Source organism: Geomonas sp. Red276 (assembly GCF_054784495.1).
Window position 1 is genome coordinate 70,794 of record NZ_BLXW01000001.1, and the last position, 18,382, is coordinate 89,175.

At 59.5% G+C, this 18,382-nt stretch carries 17 protein-coding genes and 1 tRNA gene; 12 read left to right on the plus strand and 6 right to left on the minus strand.

What is annotated here, in order from left to right:
* Positions 1–84 precede the first annotated feature (84 nt).
* The 5 genes from ACYVL5_RS00345 to ACYVL5_RS00365 all read left to right on the plus strand — a co-directional run bounded on the left by ACYVL5_RS00345 (position 85) and on the right by ACYVL5_RS00365 (position 5,679).
* Positions 85–576 (plus strand): hypothetical protein, encoded by a 492-nt coding sequence (locus ACYVL5_RS00345; RefSeq protein ID WP_460593553.1) that lies wholly within the window; start codon positions 85–87, stop codon positions 574–576.
* Positions 577–952: 376 nt separating this feature from the next.
* Positions 953–3,247, plus strand: a complete 2,295-nt coding sequence (locus ACYVL5_RS00350; RefSeq protein WP_460593554.1) for a peptidase U32 family protein — start codon at positions 953–955, stop codon at positions 3,245–3,247.
* 254 nt (positions 3,248–3,501) lie between these two features.
* Positions 3,502–4,059 (plus strand): hypothetical protein, encoded by a 558-nt coding sequence (locus ACYVL5_RS00355; protein WP_460593555.1) that lies wholly within the window; start codon positions 3,502–3,504, stop codon positions 4,057–4,059.
* Positions 4,056–4,940: an Hsp33 family molecular chaperone HslO gene (hslO, locus tag ACYVL5_RS00360; protein ID WP_460593556.1), complete on the plus strand. Its 885-nt coding sequence runs from the start codon at positions 4,056–4,058 to the stop codon at positions 4,938–4,940. Before ACYVL5_RS00355 ends, hslO begins: the two co-directional genes overlap by 4 nt.
* Positions 4,941–5,001: 61 nt before the next feature.
* The gene (locus ACYVL5_RS00365; protein WP_460593557.1) at positions 5,002–5,679 is read left to right on the plus strand and encodes a cyclase family protein; all 678 of its coding nucleotides are present in this window, start codon (positions 5,002–5,004) and stop codon (positions 5,677–5,679) included.
* Positions 5,680–5,885: 206 nt separating this feature from the next.
* Here ACYVL5_RS00365 and ACYVL5_RS00370 read toward each other — a convergent pair whose 3' ends face one another.
* From ACYVL5_RS00370 to ACYVL5_RS00380, 3 genes are all read right to left on the minus strand, one after another.
* Complete coding sequence (locus ACYVL5_RS00370; protein WP_460593558.1) at positions 5,886–6,272, minus strand: hypothetical protein; 387 nt, start codon at positions 6,270–6,272, stop codon at positions 5,886–5,888.
* An 88-nt stretch (positions 6,273–6,360) separates the two neighbouring features.
* Positions 6,361–7,239: an RluA family pseudouridine synthase gene (locus ACYVL5_RS00375; protein WP_460593559.1), complete on the minus strand. Its 879-nt coding sequence runs from the start codon at positions 7,237–7,239 to the stop codon at positions 6,361–6,363.
* The gene (locus tag ACYVL5_RS00380) at positions 7,236–7,757 is read right to left on the minus strand and encodes an NUDIX hydrolase (RefSeq protein WP_460593874.1); all 522 of its coding nucleotides are present in this window, start codon (positions 7,755–7,757) and stop codon (positions 7,236–7,238) included. The genes ACYVL5_RS00375 and ACYVL5_RS00380 overlap by 4 nt, the downstream gene beginning before the upstream one ends.
* A 219-nt stretch (positions 7,758–7,976) precedes the next feature.
* Here ACYVL5_RS00380 and ACYVL5_RS00385 point away from each other — a divergent pair, with 219 nt between their 5' ends.
* A complete protein-coding gene (locus ACYVL5_RS00385) occupies positions 7,977–8,435 on the plus strand; it encodes an FKBP-type peptidyl-prolyl cis-trans isomerase (RefSeq protein ID WP_460593560.1) in 459 nt (152 codons plus the stop codon).
* Between the two features lie 67 nt (positions 8,436–8,502).
* On the opposite strand, the gene ACYVL5_RS00390 is transcribed toward ACYVL5_RS00385, so the two are convergent.
* On the minus strand, positions 8,503–8,994 hold the full coding sequence (locus ACYVL5_RS00390; protein ID WP_460593561.1) for a ferritin family protein: 492 nt from the start codon (positions 8,992–8,994) through the stop codon (positions 8,503–8,505).
* Positions 8,995–9,149: 155 nt separating this feature from the next.
* Between ACYVL5_RS00390 and ACYVL5_RS00395 the strand changes: the two genes are divergently transcribed.
* The 5 genes from ACYVL5_RS00395 (at position 9,150) to ACYVL5_RS00415 (ending at position 12,428) form a co-directional block, all read left to right on the plus strand.
* Positions 9,150–10,034, plus strand: coding sequence for a complex I NDUFA9 subunit family protein (locus ACYVL5_RS00395; RefSeq protein WP_460593562.1), 885 nt, complete (start codon positions 9,150–9,152; stop codon positions 10,032–10,034).
* A gap of 251 nt (positions 10,035–10,285) precedes the next feature.
* The gene (nikR, locus tag ACYVL5_RS00400) at positions 10,286–10,705 is read left to right on the plus strand and encodes a nickel-responsive transcriptional regulator NikR (RefSeq protein ID WP_460593563.1); all 420 of its coding nucleotides are present in this window, start codon (positions 10,286–10,288) and stop codon (positions 10,703–10,705) included.
* A 148-nt stretch (positions 10,706–10,853) separates the two neighbouring features.
* Positions 10,854–11,384: a nucleoside deaminase gene (gene tadA, locus ACYVL5_RS00405; RefSeq protein WP_460593564.1), complete on the plus strand. Its 531-nt coding sequence runs from the start codon at positions 10,854–10,856 to the stop codon at positions 11,382–11,384.
* A gap of 93 nt (positions 11,385–11,477) precedes the next feature.
* Positions 11,478–11,565, plus strand: a tRNA-Ser gene (locus ACYVL5_RS00410).
* A gap of 107 nt (positions 11,566–11,672) precedes the next feature.
* Positions 11,673–12,428: a Fic family protein gene (locus ACYVL5_RS00415; RefSeq protein WP_460593565.1), complete on the plus strand. Its 756-nt coding sequence runs from the start codon at positions 11,673–11,675 to the stop codon at positions 12,426–12,428.
* Between the two features lie 447 nt (positions 12,429–12,875).
* Here the strand turns inward: ACYVL5_RS00415 and ACYVL5_RS00420 are convergent, their stop codons facing one another.
* The gene (locus ACYVL5_RS00420; RefSeq protein WP_460593566.1) at positions 12,876–13,160 is read right to left on the minus strand and encodes a hypothetical protein; all 285 of its coding nucleotides are present in this window, start codon (positions 13,158–13,160) and stop codon (positions 12,876–12,878) included.
* A 325-nt stretch (positions 13,161–13,485) separates the two neighbouring features.
* On the opposite strand from ACYVL5_RS00420, the gene ACYVL5_RS00425 reads away from it, so the two are divergent.
* Positions 13,486–15,120, plus strand: coding sequence for a PAS domain-containing sensor histidine kinase (locus tag ACYVL5_RS00425; RefSeq protein ID WP_460593567.1), 1,635 nt, complete (start codon positions 13,486–13,488; stop codon positions 15,118–15,120).
* A gap of 1,022 nt (positions 15,121–16,142) precedes the next feature.
* Here ACYVL5_RS00425 and ACYVL5_RS00430 read toward each other — a convergent pair.
* Entirely contained in the window at positions 16,143–18,275 is a 2,133-nt protein-coding gene (locus ACYVL5_RS00430) for a PAS domain-containing sensor histidine kinase (protein WP_460593568.1), read from the minus strand.
* Positions 18,276–18,382: the final 107 nt, after the last annotated feature.

The following is an 18,382-nucleotide window of genomic DNA, read 5'->3' on the forward strand; positions in this document are numbered from 1 at the left end:
AGGGTGAGGATGGGGTGGGGAGCCGCTGGCGATTCCGGGCGCACCTGATAAGCTTCCTCTAATCCAAACTCAAGGAGGTGGCTCATGCGTCGATTCCAGATCCTGCTGGTGGCTCTGCTGGTCGCCCTTTCCGCCCTCCCCGCCGATGCCCGCCGGAGCAGGCGCGCCCAGATCTCCACCGTCGCCCCTTCCGGGCAGGAAGTCCTCCGCGACTTCGAGACCATCCTCGACCTCTGGCGCGACGGGAGGTACAACGAGCTCTTTGAGCGCACCGCGTTGAACAGGCAGAGCCGCGAGGAGTTCGGAAAGACCATGGCCTCCGCCCCGCGGCGCCCCACCTGCTGCTGGGACAAGATGCAGGACGCCCGCGTCACGGTTACCAGCAACCGCGCCGCCATCGTCAGGGCCCGCCTCGGCTTCGACAGGAGCGTCCCCGGCACCGAGTACGTCACCAAGGGGGTGAAACTGAAGAAGGAGGGGGACGTCTGGGTCATCTCCCAATCCGATCTCTATTCGTTGGCGAACCTCAAGAAGAAGCAGTCCCGCTACAAGTACCTGCCGATCCAACCCAAGTAAAACCAGGGTACGGGCCGCCCAGATCACTAATTAAAGAATCCCTGCATTGACACGATCATCTCCCGCTGAGCCAACTCCACCCTCCCCTTCAAGGGGAGGGGCGGGGTGAGGATGGGGAGCCTGGAGAGGGGTGGGTGGGCGAGACTTTCCCCCGCGGTGACTTTTCCTTTGGCCTGAGCGGAAAATTCGTGTATTCTCCCCGCAAACAGGACCTAAACAGTCTCTTTCGAGAAATCTCTTAGAGATATACTTCTACTTGACCCAAGTTTCGCCTTCCGGTACTCTTAGCCGCATGTCACTAGATCAGAAATTGTCACTCTCACGAAAGCCTGAACTTCTCTCCCCCGCAGGTTCTCTCGAAGCGTTTTTCGCCGCCATGGAAAAAGGGGCCGATGCAGTCTATGCAGGCCTCAGGGATTTCTCTGCCCGCGCCAAGGCAAAGAACTTCACCCTTTCCCAGATGGAGCGGATGAGCGCCTATGCCCACCACCACGGCAAGAAGGTTTACGTTACTCTCAATACACTGGTAAAAGAGAACGAGCTTCCCCAACTGATAGATACCCTCGCCGCGCTTGAGAGTATGCGGGTCGACGGGGTGATCCTGCAGGATCTTGCGGTCGCCCGCCTGGCCAGGGAATACTTCCCCGGCATTCCGCTGCACGCCTCCACCCAGATGACCATCCACAACTCGCTGGGGGTCCGGCAACTGGAGGAGCTCGGCTTCGAGCGGGTGGTGCTCGCCCGCGAGCTGCACATCGACGAGATCAAGACCATCGTGGCCGCCAGCCGCGCCGAGATCGAGTGCTTCATCCACGGCGCCCTCTGCTTCTCCATCTCCGGGCAGTGCTTCTTCTCCTCCTTCTTGGGGGGGCACAGCGGCAACCGCGGGCGCTGCGCACAGCCGTGCCGGCGCCAGTACAAGCACAAGGGAAAGGAAGGATACTACCTCTCCACCAACGACTTCTCCAGCATCGAGATGGTTCCGGAGCTCGTGCAGGCGGGGGTCGCCTCGCTCAAGGTGGAAGGAAGGATGAAATCCGCCGAGTACGTGGCGAGCGTCATCGGGGCCTACCGGCTGGTGCTCGACGCCGATCCCTCCTCGTACCAGCAGGCGGTGGCCGAGGCGAAGTCGCTATTGAAACTCTCCTTCGGCAGGGTCCCCACCAAGGGGTTCCTCGCCTCCCATAACCCGACCGACATCTCCACCCCCTCCATCAAGGGGGCCACCGGCCGCTACTTAGGCGACCTCCGCGAGATCAGGGGGAACCGGATCAGCTTCGAAACCCGCGACCGGCTCCACGTGGGAGACCGGATCAGGATCCAGCCCAAGAGCGACATGGCGGGGCGCGCCTTCACCCTGAAGGACCTCTACCTCGGCGGGAAGAGCGTGATGAACGTCAAGGAGAACACCATGGTCTCCACGACGTCCCCCTTCCCCTTCAAGCTCGGCGACTCGGTCTTCAAGGTCTCCTCGGAGACCGCCTTCACCATGAGCGAGAACGCCTGTCTGAAACGGCTCGACTCGGTGAAGGGAGACTCTATCCCCTGCAAGCTCACCCTCTCCCACCGCGACCATCTGCTCAGGATCGAGGCCGACGTCCTCGGTGCCCGCTTCGACGCCGAATACGAGCTCGGGGAGCTGGAGCCTTCCCGTTCGAGCGATATGGAAGGGGTGCTCAGGGCCCAGTTCTCCCGCTGCGGAGAGACCCCATTCGTCCTGGCGAGGCTCGACGCTCCCGGCTTCCCGGCCGTCATGATCCCCCCTCCGCGTCTGAAGGAGATCCGGCGCACCTTTTACGGCTGGCTCGCCGAACAGGCGCTGGGGGCACTGAAGAAGAGAAGCGGACAGGGGCGCGAGGCGGCGCTGGCCTCCCTGGTCAAGGGACGCCCGGTGGCCTCCAAGGGGAAGGACGAGCTGACCGTCAAGGTCGAGCATTTGAAGGAGTGGCACGAGCTGCACCACGACCTGGTGGATGTCATCAACGTGCCGGTCTCCAGGGCCAACATGCACCAACTGCCGCAGTACGCCCGGAAGCTCAAGGGCTCCGAGCAGAAGGTGATCTGGCAGCTTCCCTTCATGATCTTCGAAACCGAGATTCCCTTCTTCAGGGAGGCCATCGGGGCCATCCTGAGGAGCGGGTTCAGGCGCTTCGAGCTCACCAACCTTTCTCAGTTCCAGCTCTTCAAGGGGACCGACGCCGAGCTTTCCACCGATTACCGGCTCTTCTCGCTCAACACCCAGGCACTTTTGACCTGGCAGGAGCTGGGAGCGGTGCGGAGCACGCTCTACATCGAGGACGACCGCGACAACCTCGCGAAGCTTCTGGCCGCCGACCTGAAAATCAGGAGAAGCGCCATAGTCTACGCGCCGGTTCCGGTCATCACCTCCAAGATCGCCATCAAGGAGATCAAGGGGGAGGCGCCGCTTGCCTCGGACCGGGGCGAGCTCTACCCGGTCAAGGTCAAGGACCACCTGACCGTGGTGAGCGCCCAGACGCCGTTTTCGCTCCTCCAGTTCCGGAACGAGCTTCGCCAGCTCGGCTGCAGCTCCTTCATTCTCGACCTCACCCAGCTTCCCCCGGAGGAGCACACCAGGGTGATCGAGGCCTTCCGGAAAGGAACGTCGATCCCCGGCACCTCGGAGTTCAACTACACCGCCGGGCTCGTATAAGGGTGACGATTTCCCCTTCACTCCTTCGAGGGAGCGCTTAACCCTTCGAGGGAAGGGAAGAACGGTCCCTATCCCTCTCCCCCCGGGAGAGGGGCAGGGGTGAGGGAGATTTTACATCTACCCTCACCCGGCCTTCGGCCACCCTCTCCCGGAGGGAGAGGGCATGATCTACACAAGGACAAGAGCAATCGTTCTCGAGGATGGGGGTCCTCCCCGCATACTGATGTCATGATGGTCGTTAGGAGTGCACTGAAATGAGTATCCTCGACAAGATCACCGACCGGCTCCAGGAAAAAATCAGGAATCCCATCCTCGCCGAGCTGGTAAAGGACCAGAACCTCAAGGACCTGTTCGTCAAGCGTGAGTTTCGGATCACCCAGCAGTATCTGCAGAGGGAAGTCTTTGACAAGGCCGTGGATGACGAACTTCCGGAGCTCTCCATCACCGTCATGGACGGCCTCGCCGAGATAACCGGGAAGTTCAAGAAACGGCTCATCCCGTTCGCCATCCCCTTCTCTGCCGTCTTCACCATCCACAGCATGGAGTTCACCACCGCCCGCAAGAACGTGGTCTTGAAACTTGAGAGGGTGGCACCGGTTGACATTGACTGGTTAACGAGAAAAATTGTTGAACGGGTTCCCTATCTGAGCTGCCTCGGCGACCTCGTTGTCTGTGACCTCAACAAGGTGCCAAGGCTTGCCCAGCTCTTTGGCTACCACGTCAAAGGTATCAGCCCATGGGACTACGTGACTTTGAAAGATTTGCAGCTAAAGGAGAAAGAGATTGTTGGTAAAGTGGGGGTGGTACTATGACTGATTATTTGGTGCGGGTGATCTCCAAGTCCGGCAACGTGCGGGGCCTGGCCTGCGTGACCACTGGACTGGTGAACGACATCTGCAAACGCCATGGAACTCTACCCACCGCCACCGCCGCTCTTGGACGCGTACTGACCGGGGGAACCCTGATGGGGGCCCTGCTGAAGACCGGCCAGCGCGTCGCCATGCGCTTCGAAGGAAACGGCCCGCTCAAGAAGATCATCGTCGAGGCTGACAGCGACGGTGCCGTGCGCGGCTATACCGGCGATCCCAAGGTGCACCTCCTGCGCCCCGACGGCAAACTGGACGTTGCCGGAGCCATCGGCAAGGCAGGATTTCTCACCGTTGCCAAGGACCTCGGGCTCAAGGAGCCCTACCGCGGAACCGTGCAGCTCTACTCGAGCCAGATCGCCCAGGACCTCGCCTTCTACCTGGTAGAGTCCGAGCAGATCCCCTCCGCCGTCGGCCTCTCCGAATTCCTCGAAATCGACGGCACGGTGACCGCCGCCGGCGGATTCCTGATCCAGGCCGTACCGCCGGTCGATCCCGAGGTCATCGAGACGCTGATGAAGCGGATCGAGGGGCTTCCTCCGCTGAGCGAAATGCTGCACGAGGGAGCCACGCCGGAGGACATCCTCGCCCGGATCTTCCCTCCCGACATCCCCTACGACATCCTCGAGAAGCGGGAGCTGGCGTTTGCCTGCAGCTGCAGCCGGGAACGGATCGAACGGGTGCTCATGTCGCTTGGGAAAAAGGAACTCGCCTCCATGCGCCGCGATCAGCACGGAGCGGAGGTGACCTGCGAATTCTGCGGCGAGCACTATCGCTTCAACGAAGCCGATCTCGAGCGGCTGGCCAACGAGGTGGATCAGGAATAAACGGATCGGTCGGGTATAATTGATCCGGTAATGCCACACCTTTCATGACAGGGAGGTTCAGATGCGTATCTACGATATCACCATCCCCCTCTCCGACGAGCTCCCGGTCTATCCCGGCGACTCCCCCGTGGTCATCGCTCCCTGGGCCAGCATCGCCGATGGCGACTCCGCCAACATCGCCCGCATCACCATCTGCAGTCACAGCGGCACCCACATCGACAGCCCCCGCCATTTCGTAGAAGGCGGCCTCACCGTCGACCAGATCCCCGTGGAGCGGTTGCTCGGCAAAGCCAAGGTGGTCGAGATCGCCGACGTCGCCGAGATCGGTCGGCAGGAGCTGGAACGCCTGCCGGTGCGGGGAGTCGAGAGGCTCCTATTGAAGACGGCCAATGCCGGGCTTTGGAAGGAGAGCGGTTTCAAGGACAGCTTCGTCGCCCTCGCCCGGGACGGTGCCGACTACCTGGTCGAGATCGGTGTCAAACTGATCGGCATCGACTACCTCTCCATCGAACGCTCCGACGGCGATGGCGGTGTCCATCGGGCGCTGCTCGAGCACGATGTCCTGATCGTGGAAGGACTCAACCTGGTGGACGTTCCTCCGGGCGATTACGAGCTCATATGTCTCCCGTTGAAGGTCAAGGATGGAGACGGGGCCCCGGTCCGCGCCATCCTGCGCGGCGGCACCGACCATCCCGGCCACGAATTCGATCCCCACTCCACCAAGTGGCCCCTCTCCTGACCAAGGGCCCGGCGTAAATGAAAAAAAAGGTGTCACGGCACATGCCGTCGACACCTTTTTTTATCTGCCATATCCCCTCGCCCTCCGGGAGAGGGGCAGGGGTGAGGGAGGTTTAACCCCACCCTCACCCGGCCTTCGGCCACCCTCTCCCCCCAAGGGGGCGAGGGTATTTTATTGAGGGACTTCGCGAGGCTCTGACCCCTCTGCTAGTTCCCCGCGGGCGCCTGCTTCATCTTGTCGCAGCACGGCTTCACGTCGGCCGGCTTCATCTTGGGGCACTTGTCACACTGGGCGACCTTCATCTTGTCACAGCAGGGCTTGCCGTCCGCCGCTTTCATCTGCGGGCAATCCGGGCAAGGCTGCCCGGGGGCGTTGGCACCCTGCATCTTGTCGCAGCACGGCTTCTGTTCGGCCGCTTTCATCTGCGGGCATTTGTCGCACCCGGCCTGCGGAGCCGGCTGGACATCGGTCTGCTGCATCATCTTCGCGCAGCATGGCCTATCCCCGCCAAGAGGCTGCTCCTTAGCCGATACTACCGCGGCGCCGGCAACCGCCAGCACTATCATGAAAAGCGTGACAAAGAATTGCTTCATCCTGATCCCTCCTGAAATATTTTTTACTCCGAAAGTTAACATCCCCCAGAGTCGCCCGCCTTGGTGACGGTGCGAGGGGAATGGCTTACTATCTCTCGACGATCTCCGGCGCAGCCTCGGCGAATTCCCCGTCCACCGGCGCCACCGCCTCTATGAAGTTCCCGCGCGGCCCCTTGAACCGCATCTTGCGGCAGTGGAGCATCATGCGCCGCGCCGGCTCCCCGCCGTACGCCTCGTCGCCGATGATGGGGAAACCGGAGTGGGCGAGATGCACCCTGATCTGGTGCGTCCTCCCGGTGAGCGGCTTCGCCTCGATGGCGGTCACCCCGTTTCCTTCCCCGATGACATAGAAAACCGTCTTGGCCGGCTTCCCGTTATGCGCCACGCCATACTTGAACTTGCCCAGCTTGCCGATCGGCGCATCTATCTTCCAGCTCTGCTGATCGGGAGAGCCCGCCACCAGCGCCCAGTAGGTCTTCTCCACCTTGCCGTCCTTGAGGAGGCCGGAGAGCATGGTCGCCGTCTGCTTGTTCTTGGGGAAAAACATCACACCGCTGGTTCCCTTGTCCAGGCGATGCACCACCCGGGAAGGATCCTTCAGCCCGATGCTCCGCATGTAGCACTCGACCGCATACTCTACGGTTCCCTTCAACTGGTACGGAGTCCGCTGGCTGTTCACCCCCACCGCCTTGTAGACGGCAAGGAAATCCTTGTCCTCGTAGAGGAGATCTTCCTTGCGGTAGACGAGATCGACGCAGCGCCCCCCCTCCATGATCCCGAGGGCGATCTCGTCCCCCTCCTTCAGCGTCCGCGAGGCGACCCGGACCAGGACCTCGGAGAGATAGCATCCCCCCCAGTCGATGATCCGCCGGATCTCCCCCTTGGAGAGCTGGGGGAAGAGCGCCTTCGCCCCGTCATCCAGCCTCATCCCCGCCAGTTCACCATCCACACGCCCCACAAGGATCATTTCACGAACCTCTGGGCGCGCAAAAGGGCGGCGATGGTCTTGCCGTCGATGATCCCGCCGTTGACCGCCATATCGACCGCCTCCGCAAGGGGGATCCTCACGCAGAAGATCTCTTCGTAATCCTCCGGGGCGGCCTCCCCTTGGGAAAGGCCGGTCGCGAGGTAGAGGTGGATCCGCTCGTCGAAGACGCCCGGCGAGGGATAGATGTGGCCGAGGGAGATGAGCGAAGAGGCATTGAGGCCGGTCTCCTCGACCAGCTCACGCTCGGCGCATAGCTTGGGGTCCTCCCCGGGAGCCAGCCGGCCGGCCGGGAGCTCCACCAGGAAATCTCCCACCGCCGGGCGGAGTTGCCGGATCAGGGTCACCGTCCCGTCGTCATGCAGCGGGAGGACCGCCGCACCGCCGGGATGACGGACGATCTGGTAGGTGTACCACCCCTGTTCCCCGATCATCACGTCCATCTGTTCGATATCGACTACCAGACCATTGAAGATGGTCGACCTGTTCTTGGTTTGCATAGTACCCATAGATACCATTTCCCCACGTTTATGTGAAGAATCAATTGCGGCGTCCCATGAGAACGGCGGCGTCCGGAAAAAGGAAGATTCCGGCGCCACCGGCCCCGATTCGGAGGTGCGACGGCACCGCGCAGCGATAATTCCCCGTAGCCAATTTCAGGACCATCTGTTAAAGTGGTCCGTATTCGAAAGTAAATACCCTCAATAAGGTGGTACATCATGGCACAGGCAAAAGCAGGGGACCGGGTAAAGGTTCATTACACCGGGAGGCTTGATGACGGGACCGTCTTCGATTCTTCCGAGTGCGGCGAGGACGAGTGCGGGTGCGGAGCTGGCCCGATCGAGTTCACCATAGGCGCCGGACAGGTCATTCCCGGCTTTGACGCAGGCGTTACCGGCCTTTCGGTAGGCGAATCCAAGACCATCCACATCCCGGTGGATGAGGCCTACGGCGAGAGGGTCGAAGAGATGGTAGCGGTTGTCCCCCGCACCGAGCTTCCCGAGGGGATGGTGCCGGAAGCTGGGCAGCAGCTCGAAGTTTCCCAGGCCGACGGTCAGGTCTTCCAGGTAATGGTGACCGAGGTCACCGACGATACCTTCACCATCGACGGCAACCATCCGCTGGCCGGCCAGGCGCTGAACTTCGACCTCACCCTGGTGGAGATCGTCGAAGGGTAAACCTGGATTTTCAGGCACAAAAAAACCCCTCCCCCTGGCGCCAGGAGGAGGGGTTTTTTCGTTTTTGCTAGTTTTCAGCCATGAAGTGGCATTCGTAGAGGTCCTCGAGGGACTGCAGGTGGCGCGTCTCGTCGGCCAGCATCTGCTGGAAGATCTTGGCCATCGGAGCCCCTTCGCAGCCGCGGGACATCCGCTGGTAGAAATCGATGGAGCCCTTTTCCAGGTGGATGGCGTAGGCGAGCGCCTCGCGGGCATCCATTTCCGGCCGGACTTCGCGCTTGGCCAGCACGTAGTCGAGATTCATGGTCGGGACCGGCTGCTGCAGGCCGCCGCCGCCTTTCATCTCGCCGTCGATCAGAGCCTTCTCAAGCTGGTGCTTGTGCTCCAGTTCGTCGAGAGCCGCTTCCTTGAATATCTCGCGGGCCGCTTTGTCCTTAACGATCTTGAGGGCGCCCAGGTAAGCACGGAACCCTTCATCCTCCATCTTGGTGGCCATTTCAATTGCCGCCTCGAAAGTGTAGCAAACGTCACCCTGTGGAACTTCGTTCTGATCGGCCATGGAAAGAGTCTCCTTAATCGCATTGATTAGAGGCTTCTTGTAACATAAGAAGCGGATTAGCACAAGGTTTTGTAAACACTATACACCTCCAGATGGCTATTTGCGGGGTCGCTGGTACACTTTTAGCGACTGAATTTCCTTAGGAGGAGCGAATTATGCGGATATTTCTCGCCGGTGGCACCGGCTTTGTCGGCGGTCACGTCCGACAGGCACTGCTTGCCAAAGGGCACACGATCCGGCTCCTGGTACACAGGCGAAGCGGCGGAAGCGAAACGGGAGTAGAGGAAGTCGAAGGTGACGCAACCGTCGCCTCCTCGGTGGCAGCGGCCGCCAGGGGGTGCGACGCCACCATCAACCTGATCGGCATCATCCGCGAGTTCCCCGGCAAAGGGGTGACCTTCCAGAAGCTTCACATCGATGCCACCCGCAACGTCATTGCCGCCGCCCGCGAAAACGGCATCCGACGCCACCTCCAGATGTCCGCCCTGGGGACCCGGGCCGGCAGCTCCGCCAGGTATTTCCAGACCAAGTTCGCCGCCGAGGAAGCGGTCAGGAGCTCCGGGCTCGACTACACCATCTTCCGCCCCTCGGTCATCTTCGGTCCCAAGGACGACTTCATCAACATGTTGGCCAAGATGCTCCGGACCCTGCCGGCCGTTCCGGTGATCGGCGACGGCGAGTACCAGATGCAGCCGATCTCCGGGGACGACGTCGCCCGCTGCTTCGCCGAGGCCCTCGACAAGCCGGGGACCGTCCGGCAGACCTACGAGCTCTGCGGCCCCGACCGGATGACCTACAACCAGCTCCTCGACACCATCGGGCGGGTGTTGGGGATGAAGAAAGTCCTCAAGATAAACAACCCGGTCACCCTGATGAAGCTGATCGTCCCCTTCATGGAAAAGGTCCCCGCCTTCCCGATCACCTCCGACCAGTTGACCATGCTCCTGCAGGGAAGCTGCTGCGACGGCACTTGGCGTGAGATCTTCGACTTCCCCCCAACCCCCTTCGAAGAAGGGATCCGCCGCTACCTGAAATCCTGACAAAGCGGGGATGGGGACTGGCACCTTCGGTGCCTGTCCCCCTAGCGCCTCGCTCTTCTCCCCTCCCTCTCATCGCCCTAACTGCCCCTGGCGATCCGCTTCTCTCCCCCCACCTCCCACTTTGCGCGCCCCGCCCCCTTCAAGGGGAGGGCTGGGGTGAGGATGGCGTCATAGCGCACGAACTTTGACTTCCCCCCCGGACTTCACGTATACTGCCCCTCGCTTTTCCCCTGACTAGATGAGGAGCCCACATGAGCGAAACTGTCAGATTCGGCATTTCCATGGACGAAAACCTGCTCGCGAGCTTCGACAAGCTGATCGAGCAGAAAGGGTACGCCAACCGCTCCGAAGCCATCCGCGACCTGATCCGGGCGGCGCAGGTCGAGCTTGACTGGGAGGAAGGCGAAAAGGAGGGGGTGGGCACCGTGACGCTGGTCTACAACCATCACGTCCGCGACCTTTCCGACAAACTTACCGAGCACCAGCACGCCCATCACGACCAGGTAGTTTCCGCCCTGCACGTGCACCTCGACCCGCACAATTGCCTGGAAGTACTGGTCCTGCGCGGCAAGTGCAAGGACGTAAAGAAGATGGCCGACGAACTGATCGGCGTCAAAGGCGTCAAACACGGCAAGCTCGTCATGACCACCACCGGCGAAGGGCTGCACTAATCTCTCATCAGAGGAGAAGGGCCGTATTCAATTCAATATCCCGTCACCCCTTTAGGAGAGAAGGGGCAGAAACCTATATTCCCTCTCCCTCCGGGAGAGGGGCAGGGGTGAGGGTGGGGGCCGTTGAATCACCTAAGAAGAGAGAACGATGCAAAAAGACGACGCCTACTGGATGGGTAAAGCCATTGCCCAGGCGAAAAAAGCTGAAGCCATAGGGGAAGTTCCCATCGGCTGCGTCATAGTGAAAGACGGCGTGGTGATCGCGCGTGGCCACAACCTGCGCGAGAGCAAGCAGGACCCCGCCGCCCACGCCGAGCTCCTCGCCATCCGGAAGGCCGCGAAGAAGCTAAGCAACTGGCGGCTCACCGGCGCCACCCTCTACGTCACCCTGGAGCCGTGCACCATGTGCATGGGAGCCATCATCCTCGCGCGCCTGGACCGCGTGGTGTTCGGCAGCCACGATCCCAAGGGGGGAGCCGCCGGCTCCCTTTTCGACTTCTCCAACGATGCGCGTCTCAACCACAGCGTCGTCCTCACCCCGGGGGTGCGAGGAGAAGAAACGTCCGCTCTCTTAAGCGAGTTCTTCAGCAAATTGAGAGCCCGCAAAAAGCGGGAAAAAGCCGCAGAGAACGAGGAAGTCGCCCCCATAGGAGCGGCATTGGAAGCCGGCCTGACCTGAGGCGCGCCGAAACAAAATGCGCCGACTGGCGAATGCAAAGCTTGAAATCCTCGTCCCGATACGGTATATAGTTCGTTCACAGTGTACGAATTCGGAGAGATGTCCGAGTGGTCGATGGTGCCTGACTCGAAATCAGGTGTACCGAAAGGTACCTAGGGTTCGAATCCCTATCTCTCCGCCAGCTGGAAGAGGGGGTTACAGCAATAGCTGTGACCCCCTTTTTCGTTTTACAATGCTTAGGCAAGCAAACTGACTCCGTCACGGCAGTTACTAAAGCATGAGGCACTCATGACCTTCACTAACCGGATCTACGATGCTGATAAGCTCCAGCGGGAGATCAACGAGCACCGCCCCTTGAAGGGCCAGGCACTCAAGCAGTTGCGGGAATACTTCCGCATCGGCCTGACCTGGGCAAGCAACGCTCTTGAAGGAAACAGTCTTACCGAGACCGAGACGAAGGTCGTCATCGAGGATGGTATAACAATCGGCGGGAAGCCACTCAAAGACCATTTTGAGGCTGTCGGACACGCCGAGGCCTTTGACTATCTACAAAAGCTTGCCCGCCGCAAGGAGATTACCGAGCGGGACATCCTGAAGATACACAAGCTCTTCTACTACCGTATAGATGAGGCCAACGCTGGCCACTACCGTAAGCAGAACATCATCGTTACCGGCACCGATTTCGTTTTTCCCGCCCCGAGCGCGTTAAAAGAACTGATGGCCGCCTTTGCCGAAGAGATCCCCCGTCTCAGAGCGGAGAAACACCCGATAGAATTTGCAGAGCTCCTCCACACCCGGCTTGTCACGATCCACCCCTTCGTGGACGGTAACGGCAGGGCAGCACGGCTGCTGATGAATCTCGCGCTCCTCCAGGAGGGCTACCCCATCACCATCATCCCGCCAGTCTTACGCAGCGAGTACCTAGCGGCGGTCAGGGAAAGCAACACCGGCAATTCCGCACCCATCCTAAACCTCCTGTCCAGCATGGTCTGGGAAAGCCAGCGCGACTACCTGCGCATGCTACAGAGCTTGGAGAGGAAGTAGCGGTAGCCAGCATCACAGCGATCCCCGAATGTGGTGTGAAATTTGTGGACGCGCCCCCAATGCCAATGTCAACCGATCCTAATGCCACCAATGCCACCACCCGTAAGTCTCCTAGTTTGCTACTGGTTGTCCCCATGTTTCTATAAAATTATTCACTCAAAGACACCATCAAACTGTGCGAGGAGGAGATTATGTTTGAGAACTTCGACACAGAGACTGCTCCTGGGGGGAAATGGTACAGTTTGGCTCCTGCCAGGTGTCTGTCTTCTGGTTGCGTTACCAGCGGCCGGGAGGTGAAAGATGAGTAGTTACCTGTGCACAGCTTCCAGCCTCGGGAGAATGTCGCCCAAAATAAAAGGAGCCTCTCGATAGCCAGTCGAGAAGCCCCTACATTTCGACAAAATAGCCGGTTTGGTCCCCCCCCTGCTCACCGACTTGGTGTTACCCTTAGTTGCCGCCCCCACCCTCAGTCATTTCTTTCAGCAACTGATCGGTTTCATCCAGTTTTTGTTGTAGCTTCTTAAGCTCTTCTGCGGTGTAGACCTTGCTTCCCTTTTTGATTTCCTTGTGCAGTTTGTGCACCCGCTTAACGATGTCATCAGCTTCCCCGACGCAGTTCTTAGAGACCAGCAGGCACTCGTCCTTGCCTGCAGTTGTCTTTTCGTCAGGGAATGCTGGGACCGCGGATAGCACAAAAATCGCTGCAAGCAACGTGGTTATAGCCCTTTTCATGGCATTCTCCTTTACGCTCTGAGGGGGAACATAACAAACTATAAACCGAATTCTTCAGCACGCAATCACTTCACTCTATCATCGGCCAAGTGGCGTTTTTGTTCATGGAGCCTCTGCCAGCCTCACCTCCCGCCGGATAATGGCTGCCAGCACTTGGTACATCCACTTTTTCCGACCAGCGCGCCGATGTCGGTTAACCTGGAACCGAGCGCGACAGCATCCCCATCGGCCGCTTATCCAGGTTTTATTCTCCGTAATTTGAAAAAGTGTGGAGCTTGACATTTGAGGTCGGGTGACACAAAGTTGTTCATAGTGGGGAGCCGGGATGTTGTTTTTGCCAAAACACAAACGCAACCTCAAGCACAGCGATCCGGTTTTCTTTGATAAAGAAAGGCGAGCTCCGCGAATGGTTAATATTACCGAGGGTAAGCGTGCCACGGAGGCACCGCAACAGTCCGAAGAGCGGTATCGCACCCTGTTTAACACCATGACAGAGGGATTTTGCGTCCTCGGATTGATCTTCGACGCAGACAATCACCTTGTCGATTGTCGATTGGAGGAAACAAACCCGGCCTTTGAGGCGCACACCGGCTGGCATGATGCGAAGGGGAAGCTGGTACGTGACCTCGCCCCGGATCTGGAGCCGTACTGGTATGAAATATACGAGCACGTCGCCGTATCGGGTGAACCAGCTCATTTTGAGGATTGGGCCAAACCGCTGAACCGCTGGTTCCAGGTAAGCGCCTACAGCATTGGCAACCCCGGTGCTCCCAAAGTTGCCGTGGTCTTCAAAGACATCACCGAAAGCAAGCTGGCGGAGCAGGCGCTGCAGATGAGCGAAGCCACTTTGAAGCTCGCCATCGAGACGGCAGAACTCGGTATCTTCGAATGGGACATCGGATCAGGGAAACACCGGTGGTCGGACATCGCTAAGGAGCACCACGGGCTTCTCCCGGAAACAGAGGTGGACCACGCACGTTTCTTGGCCGGAGTGCACCCGGATGACCGTGACAAAATCGACCTGGCGATCAGGGAGGCCCTTGTCCCGGAGGGCGGATTCTTCAACGTCGAATACCGGACCATTGGCGAGATCGACCGTAAGGTCCGTTGGCTCACTGCGCGAGGCAGGGTGCACTTCGACGAAAAAGGTGCTCCATTGCGGATGGTCGGCGCCTGCCTGGACATCACCCACATCATCGAGACCGAGAAGGCACTCAAGGATGAGATCGCCGAGAGGCTCCGGACGGTCGAGGAGTTGCGCAAGCAGGAACAGCTCATGATACGTCAAGGGAGGCTCGCCGCGATGGGGGAGATGATCGGCAACATCGCCCACCAATGGCGCCAGCCGCTCAATTCGCTCGGGCTTCTGATCCAGCAGCTCCCTCTCTGTCTTGCCCGCGGGGCGCTCACCAATGAGGTCCTTGACGAAACCACCGCCAAGGCCATGGCCCTGATCCGACACATGTCTAAGACCATTGACGGGTTCCGCAACTTCTTCAGTCCAGACAAGGAGAAGGAGCTTTTCCGGGGGAGCGAGCTGCTCGCCAAGGCAGTTACCATCGTGGAAGCCGCCTTCATGGAACTGAACCTGGTGATCGAGGTGAAGGCGGACCAGGAGGTGGAGATCTACGGATACCCCAACGAGTTCTCCCAGGTCATTCTGAATATACTGGTCAACGCAAAGGATGCCATCCTCGAGCGGCGTATCGAGCGCCCCTGGGTATCGGTGAATCTCTTCCGGGAGAGCGGCAAGACGGTGCTGACCATCTCCGACAACGCAGGTGGAATCACGCCCGACATCCTGGACAAGATCTTCGATCCTTACTTCACGACGAAGGGGCCTGATAAGGGCACAGGCATTGGCCTCTTCATGTCCAAGACCATCATTGAGAAGAACATGAACGGTAAACTCACCGTGAGCAACACAGAGGACGGCGCGCAATTCCGCATTGAGGTATAAACCAGGCACTCATGACATTCACCAACCGGACAAGGACGCTTATATGCTCCAGCAGGAGATCAAAGAGCACCGCCCGTTGAAGGGCCAAGCACTCGAACAGTTGCTGATATCTCCGCATCCACCTGACCTGGGTAAGCAATGCCCTGGAGGGGTTCGCTGTCAATAGCTGAACAGGCCTATCTCCTCCCGGAATGGGGCCTCATCAGCGACGACCGCTCCCGAGGAAAAAAGATCTTACCACCATCAGCTACTAGCGCTTGAGCGTCTACTGGTTTCCAGATGTTTCCCTTTCCGAGCGGAAGTTATTAACTTCTCTCCATAAGTTTCACTTTCCAAACGGAAGTTGTTCACTTCTCTCCGGAAGTTTCACTTTCCAAACGGAAGTTGTTCACTTCTCTCCGGAAGTTTCACTTTCCAAACGGAAGTTGTTCACTTCTCTCCGGATGTTTCACTTTCCGGACGGAAGTTGTTCACTTCTCTCCGGAAGTTCCACTTTCCGGACGGAAGTTGTTCACTTCTCTCCGGATGTTTCACTTTCCGGACGGAAGTTGTTCACTTCTCTCCGGAAGTTCCACTTTCCGGACGGAAGTTGATAACTTTTTTCCAGAAGTTTCACTTTCCGGACGGAAGTTGTTCACTTCTCTCCAGAAGTTTCACTTTCCGGACGGAAGTTGATAACTTTTTTCCAAAAGTTTCACTTTCCGGACGGAAGTTGATAACTTTTTTCCAGAAGTTTCACTTTCCGGACGGGAGTTATTCACTTCTCACCAGAAGTTTCACTTTCCGGACGGAAGTTGATCACTTTTTTCCGGAAGTTTCACTTTCCGGACGGAAGTTGATCACTTCTCTCCCCTCACCCCGGGCCCTCTCCCGGAGGGAGAGGGAGAGCTCGCACACGAGGGATATCAGCCATTGCGGGCGGACTCTCACCGGGAACCCTTGAGGAAGACTGATTGCTCGGCGGGAATCTGAAGCTCTGCACCAATGAGGATTAGCAACCTGGCCCACGATGGCGCAGGAGGTCAGGCGGGGGCGAAGGCGGGCACGGGGGCTTCTACGGACGGGACGGTTGCCTCACGGGGGGCGTCGGCAGGGGGCACCGAATACGAGCCGTCGGTGAAGTAGAAGGTCGCACCTTTGCCGGGCTCCGCTTCGGCCCACACCCGTCCACCGTGCCTGGCGATGACCCGTTGCACGGTGGCCAGCCCGATACCGGTCCCCTCGTAGCTCCCGATGCGGTGCAACCTCTCAAAAGGCTGGAAGATCTTTTCAGCATACTCCATGGCGAAGCCGATCCCGTTGTCCCGGATGAAGAAGACGGTCTCGTCCCCTTCGGCGAAGCTCCCCACCTCGATCCTGGCGGCAGCGACCTCCCTGGTGTACTTCCAGGCGTTTCCGACCAGGTTTTGCAGCGCCAGACACGCCAACCCGCTGTCCATCTGAGCCCGCAGATCTTCGGCAACGGTGATTTCCACCGCGCGCTCGGGGTCCTGGTTCCGCAGCGTCGCCGCGACCTGGGAAGCGATTCCGGAGAGGTCCGCGGGCTCCCGGTTGAGCTTTCGGCGGGTGACCCGGGAGAGGTTCAGCAGATCCTCCACCAGTACCCCCATCCGTACCGCAGCGGTCCCGATCCGTTTCAGAAACTCCCTCCCCGCGTCATCGATCTTGTCGGAATACTCTCCGTGCAGAATGCTGCTGAAGCAGCTGATTCCCCGCAGCGGTGCACTGAGCTCATGGGTGACCGAGTAGCAGAAGGATTCCAGCTCCTGGTTGGTGGCCTGCAGCTCGAGGGTCCGCTCGCGAACACGAAGCTCCAATTCGTTGTGGGCCTTTTGCAGCCCCTCTTCGATCTTCTTTCGCTGGAAAGCTATGGCCATCTGCTCGGCCACCGCGTTCATGGTGGCAAGGTCCGCGTCGCTGAAGCGGGGTCTCGTGCAAGAGCCGAAAGAGATGGTCCCCAGCACCTTATCCTGCACCACCAGCGGGAGGCAGGCGTAGGCCTTCACTCCGTAGGAGGCGAGGAGTTCGGTCCGGGGAGACGGGCTGGAGTCGATATCGGGGGCGACGATGCGTACTCCATCACGGGCCACACAACCGCAGACCGCCTCCCCCAGGTCCAGCCATTCGATCTTCCTGGCCTCCTCTTCCGGGATTCCCCCCCACGCGTTGAGGCGCAGCCGCCCCTGTTCCTCGTCGAGCAGAAAGTTGAAAAACAGTTGACAGTCGAGATGGGACAGGACCCTTGCGCAGAGGGCGCCTACCACCTGCTGCGGATCCTTCGCCTTGAGCAGGTCGTTGGTGGTGGCGGCCAGAAGTGCCAGGCGGGCATTGCTTCGCCGCAATGCATCTTCCGTCCGTTTCCGCTCGGTTATGTCTTTGATGGTGGCGAGATAGCCGGTCGCCTCGCCGTCCCGGTTCCTCACCGTGGAGGGGTGGATGATGACCGGAAACCTCTCTCCCGACTTGCGCTTGAAGATCAACTCGACCTCGCCGACCTCGCCTCTGTCGAGCCGGTCAAAAGCCTCCTGGATCTTCGGGTATTCCTCCTCCGGCCAGTACAGGTGCGGCGTCCCGCTCCCGATCAGCTCCTCGCGGGTATACCCCGTCATGGCGCAGAATGCATTGTTGACCTTGACATGGACCCCCTCGGTATCGATGACGGAGACACCGTCCTGGATGGCGCAGAAGAGAGCCTGCTGGTATTCCGCGTTGGCCCGGATGGTCTCCTCGGCAACCACCCGCTCCGTCACGTCCTGGATCAGGGACTGTTTCACGATGGTCCCGTCTGCCAGCTTGATCGGGACGTTGGTGACGTCATAGCTGCGGCCGTCCTTGGGGCTTTTAAGGGACCAGCGAACCTTTTCCCCGGCAAAGACGCGCTCGTTGACACACCACGGGCAGACGGCGTCGAGATCGTGGAGTGCGCGGTAGCAGAGCTCTCCGGTGGCATCCCTCCCGGTACGTTCGATGAACCTCGCATTCATGTAGAGGACGCGGTAGTCGCGAGAACAGATATAGATCAGCCCATCGAAGCCTTCGATGATGGCTTCATATCCTGCCTGGAGGTCGGAGAATAACGACGCAAATTGAGGTTTCGTGCCGGGGGGAGGATCGGGGGCGACGGTCGGCTGGGGAACAGTGGGGTCGATGTTCATCAGGGGGCTCTGTACCTCATGAAAATACTTAGGCGCGATGGCCAATACTGCCTCTAATCCGGAGCTAATGCAAGTATTTTAATCATCACCCCTCCCGCCCCGGTGGA

What these genes read in the sequence shown, in the direction of transcription:
- ACYVL5_RS00345 (WP_460593553.1), top strand. Translation starts at nt 85, where the DNA reads ATGCGTCGATTCCAGATCCTGCTGGTGGCTCTGCTGGTCGCCCTTTCC.
- ACYVL5_RS00350 (WP_460593554.1), top strand. Translation starts at nt 953, where the DNA reads ATGGAAAAAGGGGCCGATGCAGTCTATGCAGGCCTCAGGGATTTCTCT.
- ACYVL5_RS00355 (WP_460593555.1), top strand. Translation starts at nt 3,502, where the DNA reads ATGAGTATCCTCGACAAGATCACCGACCGGCTCCAGGAAAAAATCAGG.
- hslO (WP_460593556.1), top strand. Translation starts at nt 4,056, where the DNA reads ATGACTGATTATTTGGTGCGGGTGATCTCCAAGTCCGGCAACGTGCGG.
- ACYVL5_RS00365 (WP_460593557.1), top strand. Translation starts at nt 5,002, where the DNA reads ATGCGTATCTACGATATCACCATCCCCCTCTCCGACGAGCTCCCGGTC.
- ACYVL5_RS00370 (WP_460593558.1), bottom strand. Translation starts at nt 6,272, where the DNA reads ATGAAGCAATTCTTTGTCACGCTTTTCATGATAGTGCTGGCGGTTGCC.
- ACYVL5_RS00375 (WP_460593559.1), bottom strand. Translation starts at nt 7,239, where the DNA reads ATGATCCTTGTGGGGCGTGTGGATGGTGAACTGGCGGGGATGAGGCTG.
- ACYVL5_RS00380 (WP_460593874.1), bottom strand. Translation starts at nt 7,757, where the DNA reads ATGCAAACCAAGAACAGGTCGACCATCTTCAATGGTCTGGTAGTCGAT.
- ACYVL5_RS00385 (WP_460593560.1), top strand. Translation starts at nt 7,977, where the DNA reads ATGGCACAGGCAAAAGCAGGGGACCGGGTAAAGGTTCATTACACCGGG.
- ACYVL5_RS00390 (WP_460593561.1), bottom strand. Translation starts at nt 8,994, where the DNA reads ATGGCCGATCAGAACGAAGTTCCACAGGGTGACGTTTGCTACACTTTC.
- ACYVL5_RS00395 (WP_460593562.1), top strand. Translation starts at nt 9,150, where the DNA reads ATGCGGATATTTCTCGCCGGTGGCACCGGCTTTGTCGGCGGTCACGTC.
- nikR (WP_460593563.1), top strand. Translation starts at nt 10,286, where the DNA reads ATGAGCGAAACTGTCAGATTCGGCATTTCCATGGACGAAAACCTGCTC.
- tadA (WP_460593564.1), top strand. Translation starts at nt 10,854, where the DNA reads ATGCAAAAAGACGACGCCTACTGGATGGGTAAAGCCATTGCCCAGGCG.
- ACYVL5_RS00415 (WP_460593565.1), top strand. Translation starts at nt 11,673, where the DNA reads ATGACCTTCACTAACCGGATCTACGATGCTGATAAGCTCCAGCGGGAG.
- ACYVL5_RS00420 (WP_460593566.1), bottom strand. Translation starts at nt 13,160, where the DNA reads ATGAAAAGGGCTATAACCACGTTGCTTGCAGCGATTTTTGTGCTATCC.
- ACYVL5_RS00425 (WP_460593567.1), top strand. Translation starts at nt 13,486, where the DNA reads ATGTTGTTTTTGCCAAAACACAAACGCAACCTCAAGCACAGCGATCCG.
- ACYVL5_RS00430 (WP_460593568.1), bottom strand. Translation starts at nt 18,275, where the DNA reads ATGAACATCGACCCCACTGTTCCCCAGCCGACCGTCGCCCCCGATCCT.